Source organism: Mycolicibacter longobardus (genome assembly GCF_002102265.1).
GTDB classification, from domain to species: Bacteria; Actinomycetota; Actinomycetes; order Mycobacteriales; family Mycobacteriaceae; genus Mycobacterium; species Mycobacterium longobardum.
Genome location: NZ_LQPG01000006.1, coordinates 1 through 14,396 on the forward strand (window position 1 = coordinate 1; position 14,396 = coordinate 14,396).

General features: G+C 69.7%; 15 protein-coding genes and 1 tRNA gene. 3 read left to right on the forward strand and 13 right to left on the reverse strand.

All coding sequences use genetic code 11. The features are described 5' to 3' along the window. Nucleotides 1-138 precede the first annotated feature (138 nt). The 10 genes from pth to AWC16_RS00590 all read right to left on the reverse strand — a co-directional run bounded on the left by pth (nt 139) and on the right by AWC16_RS00590 (nt 6,835). Nucleotides 139-723 (reverse strand): aminoacyl-tRNA hydrolase, encoded by a 585-nt coding sequence (pth, locus tag AWC16_RS00545; RefSeq protein WP_085262891.1) that lies wholly within the window; start codon nt 721-723, stop codon nt 139-141. Nucleotides 724-735: 12 nt separating this feature from the next. After that, on the reverse strand, nt 736-1,377 hold the full coding sequence (locus AWC16_RS00550) for a 50S ribosomal protein L25/general stress protein Ctc (RefSeq protein ID WP_085262892.1): 642 nt from the start codon (nt 1,375-1,377) through the stop codon (nt 736-738). Between the two features lie 139 nt (nt 1,378-1,516). Beyond that, a complete protein-coding gene (locus AWC16_RS00555; protein ID WP_085262893.1) occupies nt 1,517-2,389 on the reverse strand; it encodes an oxidoreductase in 873 nt (290 codons plus the stop codon). A 29-nt stretch (nt 2,390-2,418) separates the two neighbouring features. Next, nucleotides 2,419-2,688 carry a hypothetical protein gene (locus tag AWC16_RS00560; protein ID WP_085262894.1) on the reverse strand — a complete coding sequence of 90 codons (270 nt, stop codon included), beginning with the start codon at nt 2,686-2,688 and terminating at the stop codon, nt 2,419-2,421. Then, on the reverse strand, nt 2,688-3,056 hold the full coding sequence (locus AWC16_RS00565) for a heme-binding protein (protein ID WP_085262895.1): 369 nt from the start codon (nt 3,054-3,056) through the stop codon (nt 2,688-2,690). The genes AWC16_RS00560 and AWC16_RS00565 overlap by 1 nt, the downstream gene beginning before the upstream one ends. 58 nt (nt 3,057-3,114) lie before the next feature. Then, nucleotides 3,115-3,744: an LpqN/LpqT family lipoprotein gene (locus AWC16_RS00570; RefSeq protein WP_085262949.1), complete on the reverse strand. Its 630-nt coding sequence runs from the start codon at nt 3,742-3,744 to the stop codon at nt 3,115-3,117. A 23-nt stretch (nt 3,745-3,767) separates the two neighbouring features. Further along, nucleotides 3,768-4,112 (reverse strand): arsenate reductase (glutaredoxin), encoded by a 345-nt coding sequence (arsC, locus tag AWC16_RS00575; protein WP_085262896.1) that lies wholly within the window; start codon nt 4,110-4,112, stop codon nt 3,768-3,770. A gap of 1 nt (nt 4,113) precedes the next feature. After that, nucleotides 4,114-5,094, reverse strand: a complete 981-nt coding sequence (locus tag AWC16_RS00580) for a ribose-phosphate diphosphokinase (protein ID WP_085262897.1) — start codon at nt 5,092-5,094, stop codon at nt 4,114-4,116. Nucleotides 5,095-5,203: 109 nt separating this feature from the next. Then, nucleotides 5,204-6,706, reverse strand: coding sequence for a bifunctional UDP-N-acetylglucosamine diphosphorylase/glucosamine-1-phosphate N-acetyltransferase GlmU (glmU, locus tag AWC16_RS00585; protein WP_085262898.1), 1,503 nt, complete (start codon nt 6,704-6,706; stop codon nt 5,204-5,206). A gap of 57 nt (nt 6,707-6,763) precedes the next feature. Continuing rightward, nucleotides 6,764-6,835: transfer RNA gene (locus AWC16_RS00590), tRNA-Gln, on the reverse strand. A gap of 87 nt (nt 6,836-6,922) precedes the next feature. On the opposite strand from AWC16_RS00590, the gene AWC16_RS00595 reads away from it, so the two are divergent. The 3 genes from AWC16_RS00595 to AWC16_RS00605 are packed head-to-tail and all read left to right on the forward strand — an operon-like array spanning nt 6,923 to nt 12,113. After that, nucleotides 6,923-7,525, forward strand: coding sequence for a TetR/AcrR family transcriptional regulator (locus tag AWC16_RS00595; protein ID WP_024442510.1), 603 nt, complete (start codon nt 6,923-6,925; stop codon nt 7,523-7,525). A gap of 59 nt (nt 7,526-7,584) precedes the next feature. Then, on the forward strand, nt 7,585-11,223 hold the full coding sequence (mfd, locus tag AWC16_RS00600; protein WP_085262899.1) for a transcription-repair coupling factor: 3,639 nt from the start codon (nt 7,585-7,587) through the stop codon (nt 11,221-11,223). Nucleotides 11,224-11,228: 5 nt separating this feature from the next. Next, nucleotides 11,229-12,113 carry a nucleoside triphosphate pyrophosphohydrolase gene (locus AWC16_RS00605; protein WP_085262900.1) on the forward strand — a complete coding sequence of 295 codons (885 nt, stop codon included), beginning with the start codon at nt 11,229-11,231 and terminating at the stop codon, nt 12,111-12,113. A 29-nt stretch (nt 12,114-12,142) separates the two neighbouring features. On the opposite strand, the gene AWC16_RS00610 is transcribed toward AWC16_RS00605, so the two are convergent. Genes AWC16_RS00610 through AWC16_RS00620 form a run of 3 tightly spaced genes read right to left on the reverse strand, consistent with a single transcriptional unit; the run spans nt 12,143 to nt 14,389 of the window. Further along, nucleotides 12,143-12,526, reverse strand: a complete 384-nt coding sequence (locus AWC16_RS00610) for a type II toxin-antitoxin system VapC family toxin (protein ID WP_085262901.1) — start codon at nt 12,524-12,526, stop codon at nt 12,143-12,145. Further along, nucleotides 12,523-12,792: a hypothetical protein gene (locus AWC16_RS00615; protein WP_085262902.1), complete on the reverse strand. Its 270-nt coding sequence runs from the start codon at nt 12,790-12,792 to the stop codon at nt 12,523-12,525. Before AWC16_RS00615 ends, AWC16_RS00610 begins: the two co-directional genes overlap by 4 nt. Before the next feature lie 49 nt (nt 12,793-12,841). Then, nucleotides 12,842-14,389: a PPE family protein gene (locus AWC16_RS00620; protein WP_085262903.1), complete on the reverse strand. Its 1,548-nt coding sequence runs from the start codon at nt 14,387-14,389 to the stop codon at nt 12,842-12,844. Nucleotides 14,390-14,396: the final 7 nt, after the last annotated feature.

Genomic DNA, 14,396 nt, shown 5'->3' on the forward strand with positions numbered 1-14,396 from the left:
TGCATGTTTTGAGCCAGACTCCAGATGGGAAAGAACCCAACCACCGCAACAGCGGCAACACCGACAATGACACTGAGAGCGTGTTTGTACAGCGACACGCCGAGTTCGGCGTACAACGGCGCACGCTCGCGGATGGGGTCAGCCCCAGGCGTGTATGACGTTCTGTGCGGGCTCCAGCCCCAACTCGACCAGCAGCTCGGTGGCGTCGGCGGCTTGCTCGCAGATCGTCGGCAACTCCTCGCGTTCCCGCGCACCGAACGCCTGCAGCACAAAGGCCGCGGGATCCTGGCGTCCCGGCGGCCGGCCGATCCCGAGACGGACCCGCTGAAAGTCCTTGGTGCCCAACACGGTCGCTACCGAGCGCAGACCGTTGTGGCCGCCCTCGCCACCACCCTGCTTGAGCCGGATCCGACCGAAGTCCAGGTCGAGGTCGTCGTGAATCACCACCATGGCTTCCGGCGGCACCGAATAGAACTTGGCCAGCGGCCCCACCTGGCGCCCCGACTCGTTCATGTAGCAGCGGGGCCGGGCCAGCACCACCGAGCGCCCGCTGAGGCGCCCGGTGGCCACGTCGGCGCCGGACTTCTTGTGCAGCTTGAACGCTGACCCGATCCGCCCGGCGAGCAGGTCGACGACCATGAAGCCCACGTTGTGCCGGGTGCGGGCATAGTTCGGGCCCGGGTTGCCCAGGCCGACCACCAGTATCGGCGGTGACTCGGCCATGCCGTACTCGGACTACTCGGTCTCGGCGGCTTCGGCGGCCTCGCCGGCCTCTTCGCCGGCTTCCTCGCCCGCCTCGGCCTCAGCCTCCGGCTCCTCGGCGGCCTGCGCCTCGGTCACGTTGACCAGCAGCAGGTCCGGGTCGGAGATCAGGGTGACGCCCTTGGGCAGCTCCAGGCCGCTGGCCGTGAACTGGGTGCCGGCCTCGGCGCCCTCGATGGAGAGGGTCAGCTGCTCCGGGATCGACAGCGCCTCGGCCTCGACCTGGACGGTGGTGTTGTCCTGGGTGACCAGCGTGCCGGAGATGGCGTCGCCTTCGATGACGACGTTGACGTCGACGGTGACCTTCTCGCCGCGCTTGACCACGATCAGGTCGGCGTGCTGGATGGTGCGGCGGATCGGGTGCACCTCCAGCGCCTTGGTCAGTGCCAGCTGCTCCTTGCCCTCGATGTCGAGGGTGAGCACCGCGTTGGTGCCGGAGTGGCGCAGCACGGCCGCGAAGTCGTGGGCGTTGAGCTCCAGGTGTTGCGGGTCGGTGCCGTGGCCGTAGAGCACCGCGGGGACCTTGCCCTCGCGGCGGGCCCGGCGGGAGGCACCCTTGCCGGTCTCGGAACGCACCGACACGGTGAGCTTGTTGGGGGTCGAAGACTTGGCCATCGGTACTCCTTGGTTGCTGCGGCGTGCATGAGGCACGGCCAGATCGCGACAACCATCTAGGAGGTCCTCGCCGATAACGGCGGCCGGAATGGGTGGCCGCCCTCGCCGTGACGCCTGGTCAGGCTAGCGCATCAGCACCTCAGAGCGGAAATTGCGCCCCGGTGAGCTGCGCGGACAGCTCCCACAACCCGGCGGCGGTGGAGCCGCGCTTGGCCAGCAGGCTGCGGCCCACCGAGCCGGTGGGGCCGATGAAGGCGAACCGCGGACCGACGAAGGTGTTGCCGGACAGATCCTGCGACGCCGCATACAGGGTTTGGCGCGCCCCGAAGTCGGGGCTGGTGGCCAACAGGCCGTTGCCGAACGTGCGCATCAGCACGTCACCCACCCGGTTGCCGGTTTGGCCCTGCAGGTTGGTGCTCGAATAGCCGGGGTGGGCGGCCAGCGCGCGCAGCGGTGAACCGGCCGCCACCAGCCGGCGCTGCAGTTCGCTGGTGAACAGCAGATTGGCCAGCTTGGACTGGCCGTAGGCCAGCCACGCCGAGTACCGCCGCGACTCCCAGTTCAGGTCTTTCAGGCTCACGTAGCCCATCCGGTGCAGGAACGACGACACCGTGACCACCCGGTCGGTGATCTTGGGCAGCAGCAGGTTGGTCAGTGCGAAATGGCCCAGGTGGTTGGTGCCGATCTGACTCTCGAAACCGTCGACGGTCTTGGCGTAGGGCACCGCCATGATGCCCGCGTTGTTGATCAGGACGTCGACCTGTGCCGTCTCGTCGGCGAACCGCCGCACCGAGGACAGGTCCATCAGGTCCAGGGCGCGCACGGTCACGTCACCGGGCATGTCGGCCGCGGCGGCCCGGCCCTTGTCCGTGTTGCGAACCGCCAGCGTGACACTGGCGCCCGCCCGGGCCAGCTCGCGTGCCGTGACGGCACCCAATCCGCTGTTGGCGCCGGTGACGATGACGCTGCGGCCGGCGAACGAGGGAAGGTCTGCGGCAGTCCAGGAGCTCATGGCTGCCACATTAGTGATCGCCGGCGCCGTCAGTGGCAGTTGTTGGTGTCGATCCAGCGGCCGTTGTAGCCGACGCAGGTCTGCACCGGGGGCGGTGGTGGCGGCGGCGGGGGCATGTCCTCGGGCAGCGGCGCGTAGTAGGCCGGCGGCGGTGTGAGGTCGGTGCACCCGCTGACATGGATGCGCCGGCCCACGCCGACGCACACGTCGGCGGCGGCGGTGCCGGCCGGCGTGACGACGACGAGCCCCGGCACCACGGCCAGCGCCAGGGCCGCGGCGGCGCGGATCCGGCGGGCCATCACTGGCTCAGCAGGGGGCGGTCGGGCTCGGCGATCCCGCAGCGGCTGCGGAACTCGACCATGGGCGCGCGGATACCCAGCAGGTCGGAGTGCGCCTGCGGGTTGTCGGCGAAGAAGCCGCGAACGGCCTCGGCCATCTCGCCGTCGGGCCGGTCGCGCAGGCCGGTGTAGAAGGCGTTGACGTCGGGATGGGCGAACAGGTAGCCCGAGGTCGACGTCGCCACGCCGCCGGCCACACTGGCGAAGTCGGCGGCCGTGCATCCCGGCGGCGGCTCGGCCATCGCGGCCGGCGGGGCCAGCAGACCGGCGGCGAGTGCGGCGGCACCGATGCCGGCGACGCGCAGCGGGCGGGTGAGGGTGAGGGCCATGGCAAACTCCCTTCGACGGGTGCGTCGCACTGTAACAAGCCCCGGGAGCAGAGCGGGATCACTTCGCGGCGACGGTGAACCCGTTCATGATCGCCTCGACATCGGCGGCCTGCTTGGGCGCCTCGTCGGCCGGGGCGGTGACCGCCAACTGCGCCAGGTAGCGCTGGTTGGCCGGTGCCGAACCGGTGGCGATCACCATCCGGAACCAGCTGTGCAGGCGCTCGCCGTTCATGTCGTGGGTGCCCTGGACCATCGACGACGGAAAGCCCTGGTAGTCCTCGTTGGAGGCGTCCAGCAGCCGGAACTTCGGCGTGAGCTGGGCGTCGACCACCCCGTGTCTGATGGCTTCGTTCGCGTCGAAGTCCCCGGTGAGTTTGACCACGCTCAAGATCGCCCGGGGGTATTTCTCGCCCTTGCCCAGGACCAGGGTGGTCGCCGGCAACATGGGGTTCTCTTTCTTGGTCCAGCCCGCAGGGGTGGGGATCGACACGGTCAGGTCGGTCGGTGCGTTGGGGGCCACCGCTTCGGCAGCCACGCCCTGATCCTCCAGGTATCGCCCCACCGTCACCGGTGCCTCGGGAGTCTCCGAGGTGGTGGTGGTTGCGGTGCCGTTGGTCCAGATCGATTGGTAGTCAGGCGTTTTGGCACCGCATCCCGACACCGCTGCGATCAGAGCCGCGCAGGCCATCCCCGCGGCCGCCAAGCGCGGCCTCACAGGATCTCGCGGACCGCGTCAATCGGGCGGGCCAGCCGGGTGCCGTTGCCGGTGACGACGAATGGGCGCTGGATCAGGATCGGGTTCGCGGCCATCGCGTCGAGCAGTTCGTCGTCGGTTGCCTCAGCCAGATTCAGCTCGGCGTACACCGCCTCGCCGGTGCGTACCGCGTCGCGCACTCCGATCCCGGCGTCGTGGATCATTTTCGCCAGCTCCGCGCGTGACGGCGGGGTTTTCAGGTACTCCACGATGGTCGGCTCGATACCGTTGTCGCGCAGCAGGTCCAGCGTCTTGCGGGAGGTCGAACAGCGCGGGTTGTGATAGACGACGGCGTCAGCCATGTCAGGCGTCTCCGTCGAAAAGCCCGGTGACCGAGCCGTTTTCGAACACCGCACGGATGGTGCTGGCCAGCAGCGGGGCGATCGACAGCACGGTCAGCTGCGGGAATCGCTTGTCCTCGGGGATCGGCAGGGTGTTGGTGACGATCACCTCGCAGGCGCCGGAGGCGGCCAGCCGCTCGGCGGCCGGGTCGCTCAATACCCCGTGGGTGGCGGCGATGACGACGTCTTTGGCCCCGTCCTCGCGCAGCAGATTCACCGCCGCGGCGATGGTGCCGCCGGTGTCGATCATGTCGTCGATCAGCACGCAGGTCTTGCCCTGCACCTCACCGACCACGCGGTTGGACTTCACCTGGTTGGGCACCAGCGGGTCGCGGGTCTTGTGAATGAACGCCAGCGGCACCCCGCCCAGCGAGTCGGCCCACTTCTCGGCGATGCGCACCCGGCCGGAGTCGGGGGAGACCACCACGACGTCGGAGTTGCCGTAGTTCTCCTTGATGTAGCCGATCAGCAGCGGCTGGGCCCGCATGTGGTCCACCGGGCCGTCGAAGAAGCCCTGGATCTGGTCGGTGTGCAGGTCCACGGTGACGATCCGGTCGGCGCCCGCCGTCTTGAGCAGGTCGGCCACCAGGCGGGCCGAGATCGGCTCCCGGCCCCGGTGCTTCTTGTCCTGCCGGGCGTAGGGGTAGAACGGCACGATCGCGGTGATCCGCTTGGCGCTGCCGCGCTTGAGCGCGTCGATCATGATCAGCTGTTCCATCAGCCACTGGTTCAGCGGCGCCGGGTGCGACTGCAGCACGAAGGCGTCGCAGCCACGCACCGATTCCTCGAAACGCACGAAGATCTCGCCGTTGGCAAAGTCACGGGCGGTCTGGGCGGTGACCGGGACGTCGAGCTCCTTGGCGACCTGATCGGCCAGCTCCGGGTGTGCCCGACCAGCGAAGAGCATCAGGTTTTTGCGGTTGTCTGTCCACTCGTGGCTCACGTGCTGCCCCCGCCGTTGGAAATCAAGGAAATGGATCGAGTTAACTCGGGCCTTATGGTACGTAGCCCGGTGCGCGATTTCGCCCCGGGCTGCCCCAACACCGTCAAGCTCATGACGGTCGATCGGTCTCGTCGCCGGAGTGGGCGGTTCCGGCGGCCTTCTCGGCCGCCTCGGCGGCCGCGCTGCCGGGCCGCTTGCGCTGCACCCAGTTCTCGATGTTGCGTTGCGGGCCGGCCGACACCGCCAGCGCCCCCGGTGGCACGTCGTTGCGCACCACGGTCCCGGCACCGGTGTAGGCCCCGTCGCCGATGGTGACCGGTGCCACGAACATGGTGTCCGAGCCGGTGCGCACGTGCGAGCCGACGGTGGTCCGCCGCTTGGTCTGGCCGTCGTAGTTGACGAACACGCTCGAGGCGCCGATGTTGCTGTGGTCGCCGATGTCGGCGTCGCCGACATAGGTCAGGTGCGGAACCTTGGTCCCGGTGCCGATGGTGGCGTTCTTGGTCTCGACGAAGGCGCCCAGCTTGCCGTCGGCGCCCAGAGCGGTGCCGGGACGCAGGTAGCTGAACGGCCCGACGGTCGCGCCGGCGCCGACCGACGACGAGGCGGCGTGGCTGCGGATCACCGAGGCGCCGTCGCCCACCGTGACGTCGGTCAGTGTGCTGCCCGGCCCGATGGTGCAGTGCTCGCCGACGGTGGTGTGGCCGAGCAGCTGGCTTCCAGGCGCGACGGTGGTGTCGCGGCCGATGACGACGTCCACGTCGATCCAGGTGGTGGCGGGGTCGACGATCGTCACCCCGGCCCGCTGATGGGCGGCCACCAGGCGCCGGTTGAGTTCGCCTGCCAGCTCGGACAGCTGTACGCGGTCATTGACGCCGGCGACCAGGGCCGTGTCGTCGACGTGGCGGGCGTGCACCACCTGGCCGTCGCCGCGGACGATGCCGATCACGTCGGTGAGGTACAGCTCGTGCTGGGCGTTGTCCGAGCCGAGCCGGCTCAGCGCGGAGCGCAGCGCCGCGATGTCGAAGGCGTACACCCCGGCGTTGACCTCGCGGATCTCCCGCTGTGACTCGGTGGCGTCGGCCTGCTCCACGATCGCGGTCACTTCACCGTCCTGGGTGTGCAGGATGCGCCCGTAGCCGGTGGGGTCGGCCAGCGTGGTGGTGAGCACCGTGACCGCGGCGGGGGCCTCGCGGTGGGTGTCGATCAGCGCCTGCATGGTGGCGGTGTCCAACAGCGGGATGTCGCCGGAGGTGACGACGACGGTGCCGGCGAAGTCGTCCGGCAGGGCCGACAGACCGCACAGCACCGCGTGCCCGGTTCCGAGCTGCTGGTCCTGCAGGGCGATGTCGATGTGGCAGTCCAGGGCCTGCGCCAGTTCGGCGACCGGACCGGCGATGCGCTCGTGGGCGTGGCCCAGCACCACCACCAGGTGGCGGGGGTCGACCCCGGCGGCCGCACGCAGGCAGTGCTCCAGCATGCTGCGCCCGCCGAGGGTGTGCAGCACCTTGGGGGTGTCGGAGACCATCCGGGTTCCGGCCCCGGCCGCCAGGACAATGACGGCGTCCTGGGCGTCTTCTTGCCGCGACTGTGCGTGTTTGTGCGTCGACACGCCGCCTAGCCTGTCATTCTGTGCACGCTCGCGCCAAAGGGGTGGGACAAATCTGAGCTCCGTCGCCAGGACTCGAACCTGAACTATCTGAACCAAAATCAGAGGTGCTGCCGATTACACCACGACGGATCGGTGCTCGGCAGTGACTCTAGTCCAAAGGACTACCCTGGTCGCGTGGCTGGTCTGGACAAGGACGGTCGCGCGCCGCGGGCCCGGATGACCGGTAGCGAGCGCCGGCACCAACTCATCGACGTCGCCCGCTCGCTGTTCGCCGAACGGGGTTATGAGGGCACCTCCATCGAGGAGATCGCGCAGCGCGCCAACGTGTCCAAACCTGTGGTCTACGAGCACTTCGGCGGTAAAGAGGGGCTCTACGCCGTGGTGGTCGACCGGGAGATGTCGGCGTTGCTGGACGGCATCACCACGTCGCTGACCAAGGCCACCAACAACCAGTCCCGGCTGCGGGTGGAGCGGGTCGCTCTGGCGCTGCTGACCTACGTCGACGAGCACACCGACGGCTTCCGCATCCTGATCCGCGACTCCCCGGCGTCGATCAGTTCCGGCACCTACTCCACCCTGCTCAACGACGCGATCGGCCAGGTGTCGTCGATCCTGGCCGGCGACTTCGCCAAACGCGGCCTGGACCCGGAGACCGCGCCGCTGTACGCGCAGGCGCTGGTCGGTTCGGTGTCGATGACGGCCCAGTGGTGGCTGGATGTGCGCGAGCCCAAGAAAGAGGTGGTGGCCGCGCACCTGGTCAACCTGTGCTGGAACGGACTGACCCACCTGGAGTCCGATCCGACCCTGCACGACGAATAAGGCCTGTACCGCAACGCAAATCGTCGGCCTGCGCCGCACCGCATAGAATTGCCCGCATCATGACCGCACCGGGGCACCCGACTGTCCAGACCCCGATCGCGGGGCTCGTCGACCTGGCGTTGACCGCGCCGGTCTTCGCCGAACTCATCGAGCGGGCCGGTGAGCCGCCCGCGGAGCTCTCCCTGGTCGGCCCCGTCGCGGCGCGGCCGTTCGTCGCCGCCGCGCTGGCCCGCAACACCCCGCTGCTGGTGGTCACGGCCACCGGCCACGAGGCCGATGACCTGACCGCGGAGCTGCGCGGCGTCTACGGCGACACGGTGGCGCTGTTCCCGTCCTGGGAGACCCTGCCGCACGAACGGCTCTCACCGGGCGTGGACACCGTCGGTGCCCGCCTGCTGCTGCTGCGCCGGCTGGCCCGGCCCGACGACACCCGGCTAGGCCCGCCCCTGCGGGTGGTGGTGACCACGGCCCGATCGCTGCTGCAGCCGATGACCCCGCAACTGGACGCGATCGAGCCGGTCATCCTGGCCGTCGGTGACGAGACCCCGTTCGAGGCGGTGATCGCACGGCTGGTCGAGCTCGCCTACACCCGGGCGGACTTGGTCGGCAAACGCGGCGAGTTCGCGGTGCGCGGCGGGATCCTCGACCTCTTCCCGCCGACCGCCGAGCATCCGGTGCGCATCGAGTTCTGGGGCGACGAGATCACCGAGATGCGGCCGTTCTCGGTGGCCGACCAACGCTCCATCCCCGAAGTCGAGGCCGGGTTCGTGGTGGCGGTGCCCTGCCGCGAGCTGCTGCTCACCGACGACGTGCGCGCCACGGCAGCAGAGTTGGCCCGAGGCCAGCCGCGCAACGACGACAACGCCGTCACCGGCACCGTCGGTGACATGCTGGCCAAGCTCGCCGAGGGCATCCCGGTCGACGGTATGGAGGCGCTGGGGCCGGTGTTGCGCCCCGGTCCGCAGGCGCTGCTGACCGACCAGCTCGGCGCCGGCACCCCGGTGCTGGTCTGCGATCCGGAGAAGGTCCGCGCCCGCGCCGCCGACCTGATCAAGACCGGCCGGGAATTCCTGGAGGCGTCCTGGTCGGTGGCGGCCATCGGCGGGGACGCGCCGATCGACATCGAGCAGCTGGGCGGGTCGGGATTCCGTGAGCTCGCGGAGGTGCGCAAGGCCGCGCTCGATACCGGGCATCCGTGGTGGACGCTGAGCCAGCTGCCCGATCCGGAGGCGACGGAGCTCGACGTGCGCTCGTCGCCGTCCGCGCGGGGCCGCCAGCGCGATGTCGACGAGATCTTCGCCATGCTGCGCGCGCACGTCACCACCGGTGGATGCGCGGCGCTGGTGGCCCCCGGCGTCGGCACCGCCCGCCGGATGGTGGAGCAGCTGGGCGAATCCGACATCGCGGCAACGCTGTTGGAGTCGGGGACGGCGCCGCAGCCCGGGGTGGTCGGGGTGCTGCAGGGCCCGCTGCACGAGGGGATCGTGATCCCCGGCGCCAACCTGGTCGTCATCACCGAGACCGACCTGACCGGCAACCGGGTCAGCGGGCCGGAAGGCAAGCGGCTGGCGGCCAAGCGCCGCAACGCCGTCGACCCGCTGGCGCTGACCGCCGGCGACCTGGTGGTGCACGATCAGCACGGCATCGGCAAGTTCGTGGAGATGACCGAGCGCACCGTCGGCGGAGCGCGACGCGAATACCTGGTGCTGGAGTACGCCTCCGGCAAACGCGGCGTGAACGGTACCGACAAGCTTTACGTGCCGATGGACTCCCTGGATCAGCTGTCCCGCTACGTCGGCGGGCAGGCCCCCGCGCTGAGCAGGCTCGGCGGCAGCGACTGGAGCCAGACCAAGACCAAGGCCCGCAAGGCGGTCCGGGAGATCGCCGACGAACTCGTCTCGCTCTACGCCAAGCGTCAAGCCGCACCCGGGCACGCGTTCGCCCCGGACACCCCGTGGCAGGCCGAGATGGAGGACGCGTTCGGGTTCACCGAGACCGTCGACCAGCTCACCGCGATCAGCGAGGTCAAAGCCGACATGGAGAAACCGGTCCCGATGGACCGGGTGATCTGCGGCGACGTCGGCTACGGCAAGACCGAGATCGCGGTGCGGGCGGCGTTCAAGGCCGTCCAGGACGGCCGCCAGGTCGCGGTGCTGGTGCCCACCACGCTGCTGGCCGATCAGCACCTGCAGACGTTCAGCACCCGGATGGCCGGCTTCCCGGTCACCGTCAAGGGCCTGTCGCGCTTCACCGACGCCAAGGAGTCCAAGGCGACCATCGACGGCCTGGCCGACGGCTCCGTCGACGTGGTGATCGGCACCCACCGGCTGCTGCAGACCGGCGTGCGCTGGAAGAACCTCGGCCTGGTGGTCGTCGACGAGGAGCAGCGGTTCGGCGTCGAGCACAAGGAACACATCAAAGCCCTGCGCACCCACGTCGACGTGCTCACCATGAGTGCCACCCCGATCCCGCGCACCCTGGAGATGAGCCTGGCCGGCATCCGGGAGATGTCGACGATCCTCACCCCGCCCGAAGACCGCTACCCGGTGCTCACCTACGTCGGCGCCCATGACGACAAGCAGGTGGCGGCCGCGCTGCGCCGGGAGCTGCTGCGCGACGGGCAGGTGTTCTACGTGCACAACCGGGTCAGCTCCATCGATGCGGCCGCCGCCCGGGTGCGTGCGCTGGTGCCCGAGGCCCGCGTCGTTGTGGCGCACGGCCAGATGCCGGAGGAAATGCTCGAGACCACCGTGCAGGGCTTCTGGAACCGGGAGTACGACATCCTGGTCTGCACCACGATCATCGAGACCGGCCTGGACATCTCCAACGCCAACACCCTGATCGTGGAGCGCGCCGACACTTTCGGGCTCTCCCAGCTGCACCAGCTGAGGGGCCGGGTGGGCCGCAGCCGGGAACGCGGCTACGCCTACTTCCTCTACCCGCGGGACACCCCGCTGACCGAGACCGCCCACGACCGGCTGGCCACCATCGCGCAGAACAACGAGCTCGGCGCCGGGATGGCGGTGGCGATGAAGGACCTGGAGATCCGCGGGGCCGGCAACGTGTTGGGGGTGGAGCAGTCCGGTCACGTCGCCGGGGTGGGTTTCGACCTGTATGTGCGGTTGGTCGGTGAGGCCGTCGAGGCGTATCGGGCGGCGTTCAACGGGGAGACCGTCACCACCGAGGAGGTCAAGGACGTCCGGATCGACCTGCCGGTCGACGCCCATCTGCCGCCGGAGTACATCAACTCCGACCGGCTGCGGCTGGAGGCCTACCGGCGCCTGGCGGCCGCCACCGGTGACGACGAGATCGCCGCGGTGGTCGAAGAACTGACCGACCGCTACGGGCCGCTGCCCGAACCGGCCGGCCGGCTGGTGGCGGTCGCCCGGCTGCGGCTGTTGTGCCGCAGCGTCGGTATCACCGAGATCAGCGCGGCCTCGGCGGCAACCCTGCGACTGACCCCGATCACCCTGCCGGACTCCGCCCAGTTGCGGCTCAAGCGGATGTACCCGTCCGCCGGCTACCGCGCCACCACGGCCACGGTGCAGGTTCCGATACCCCGGGCCGGGAACTCAGTCGGGGCACCCCGTGTCCGCGACGTCGAACTCGTCCAGATGGTGGCCGACCTGATCTCGGCATTGGACGGCAAGCCGCAGGGCCACGTCGACGTCACCGGCCTGGTGTCGGCAGTACGGTAACGACGATGACCGTTGTGCTGGTCGACCCCCGCCGGCCCACTCTGGTGCCGGTGGAAGCGTGCGCGCTGCTCGCCGGCGACATCGTCTACACCGAGGAACTGCCGATCGTGGTGCCCTGGTCCCTGCCGGCGGCCCGGTCGGTGCTGTCCGGCGCCGATGCTCCGGTGCTGCTGTCCTCGGACCGCAACCATCCCGCGGTGACCGCCCGCCTGGCCGCCGGTGAAGCACTGATCGCCGCACCCGACGCGCCGGCGGGGGAGCGGCTGATCGACGCGGTCGCGATCATGGACCGGCTGCGCAGCACCGGTCCGTGGGAGGGCGAGCAGACCCACGACTCGTTGCGCCGGTTCCTGCTGGAGGAGACCTACGAGCTGTTCGACGCGGTCCGCACCGGCGACGCCGACGAGCTGTGCGCGGAGCTCGGCGACGTGTTGCTGCAGGTGCTGTTTCACGCCCGCATCGCCGAAGACGCGCCGGAGAACCCGTTCGGCATCGACGACGTCGCCGAATCACTGCTGCGCAAGCTGGCCAATCGGGTGCCGGCGGTGCTCGCCGGCGAGGAGATCTCGCTGACCGATCAGGTGGCCCAGTGGGAAGAACGCAAAGCGCTGGAGAAGGCATCCAGGGACTCGATCATGGACGACCTGCCGACCGCCCAACCGGCTTTGGCTTTGGCGAGCAAGGTGCTGCAGCGGCTCGCCCGTGCCGATGTGCCCGCGGATCTGATCCCCGAGGCGGTGACCTCCATCTCCGTTGCCGCCGGTGTGGATGCGGAGAATGACTTGCGCACCGCGGTTCTGGAACTCATGGACACCGTGCGCGCTGCCGAGAAGATGATCATCGGGGAGCCCAGCGAGCAGCAGTGGCGCACCTACTGGCCGCAGCCCTAGCACCTAGCCGAACGCGGGCCGGTGTTTGATCAGGTCGCGATTCTCAGCCCGAGAGCCTTAGCACGCCTGGCGAGCTGCTCGTCAAAGGTGGCGATCATCGCGCCGTGACGCTCGGCGGTGTAGAGCACGCAGCAGTCCGGCATTTTCAGTTTGGTGGTCGCGCGGAGCTCACCGAGACGGCGAGCGGCATCGGACGGCAGGTCCACGCTGTCGATTCCCAATCGTGCCAGCGCCCGGCTGAGCTGATCGGCCTTCCCGGCCCGGGTGGCGCCCGTGTACACCTCGGCGAGGGTGATCACGCTTGCCGTGAATCGCGTGGCGGAATGTGCCTTGAGTAGGGCAGTCGCGGCGGCGTGGTGGGCGTCGGATGCCTCGAAATGCCCGATCAGCACGCTGGCGTCGAGAACGATCACTCGTCCCAGTCCTCGCGCAGCTCCTTGAGGTAGTCCGGGCCGAAGATGCCGGTAAATGCGCCACTGGTTTCATCGATCGCCTGCTGTCGTTCGCGATCGGTCGCGGAATGATCGTGCGCGAGCGCATTGCGGCCGACCAGGATGAGTTGGCGCAACAATGCGCTGGGTTTGGCCGCGAGATCGGGCCATGTGCGGCGCGCGATCTCCAGCGCGTTGCTGATGTCGTCGGTCTCGGTGATGGCGTGGCGCCGGTGCTCGGTCGGCATGCGCAAGTGTAACACTTGGCGCCAGGTGTTACACCTAGCTGAAAAGCTGTCAGCTCGCGTCTTCGCCCCAGCTGCCGGGCAGCATCGGGATCCGCGGCTCGGTGTCGAGACCGTCGCCGCTCAGCACGGTGATGCCGGTGGCCCGTCGGCGCACGTCGGTGGCGGTGCCGGTGAATCCCAGCGCGCCGGCGCCGGAATCCGAGGCGCTCGCCGCGCCCGGCGGCTGATCCCAGTCCGGCGTCACCTCGACGTTCATGTCCATGTATTCATCGCCGAACCCGCGTTGCTGGGCGCGCTGCCGGCGCCGGCGCTTCGCGGCCAGGGCCTGCGCCTCGGCCTCACCGGGGGCGCCTTGGCTCTCCGAGGCATCTTCCTCGGCGCTGCGGGAGCGCCGGGAGCCGCTGGACCGTTTCGCCGGCGACGAAGCGCTGCTGACCAGATACAGGCAGGAGGTCGGCCCGAAACCGACACCCGGTCCACCGCCCGCCGCCCCGCCGGCAGGCATCCCGCCACCGACGGTGCCCGGGGCCGGCTGGCCGGCCGACGAGATGGGGTCCGCGCAGGCGCACACCTCCGCCCCCGCCGGTACCACGGCTCCCGCCGTGACCGGCGGGGCTACCCCGCCCGCCACGGGCAGCACCGGCGCAGGATCGATGACCGGGTTGGCAGCGCCCACCGCACCGATGGCGCCGAGTGCGCCGAGGCCGGCGGCAGCGGCGAGGGCGGGCACCGCGGCCATGACGATCGGGATCGCCATCTGCAACGCGATCTGGCCCAGCGGCCACAACAGCGTCAGCGTGTGGAAGGTGGTCCAGCCCAGGGCCCCGGCCAGAATCGGGGTCATCCCCGGGACCTGCATCAGCATCTGAGTCACCGCGCTGGCAAACGGAAACGCCTCGATCGGATATCCGTCGACACCTAACAGCGACCACAGCCACCTGGCGATCGGGTCCACCAGGCCCATGTTGAATTCCCTGAGCCAGTCGGCGATCTGTTGTTCCCAGCTCGGATTGGCGGGGGCCTCACCACCGTCACCACCGTGACCACCGTGACCATCGTGGGCGACGACCGGCGGCGCGTGCGCGGCCATCGGAACCGACGCCAGCGCCGCTCCGGCGACGCCCTGGTAGACGGTCATCATCTCGGCGGCCTGGATCCACATCCGGACGTAGTCGGCTTCATTGAGCGCGATCGGGATGGTGTTGATGCCGAAGAAGTTCGTCGCCACCAGGGTCGCGTGCACGGCATGATTGGCGGCGAGTTCGGCCAGCGTGGGCATGCCGGCCAGCGCGGAGGTGTAGGCGGCGGCGGCGGTCTGATGCAGCGTGGCCGCGCCGGCGCTCTTGGCGGCGCTGTCGATCAGCCAGCTCAGATACGGCGCGTGCGCGGCCGCGTACTGCTGGGCGCTGGGTCCCTGCCAGGCGCCGGCCTGCACACCGGCCAGTACCGCGTCGAGCTCGGCGGCCACCTCCGCGTATTCGGCGCTCATCACCGACCACGCCGACGCCGCCTCCAGCAGCGGACCGGGTCCCGGCCCCGCACTGAGCAGTGCCGAGTGCACCTCCGGCGGCGATGCCAGCCAGACCGGTGCGGTCATGAAACAC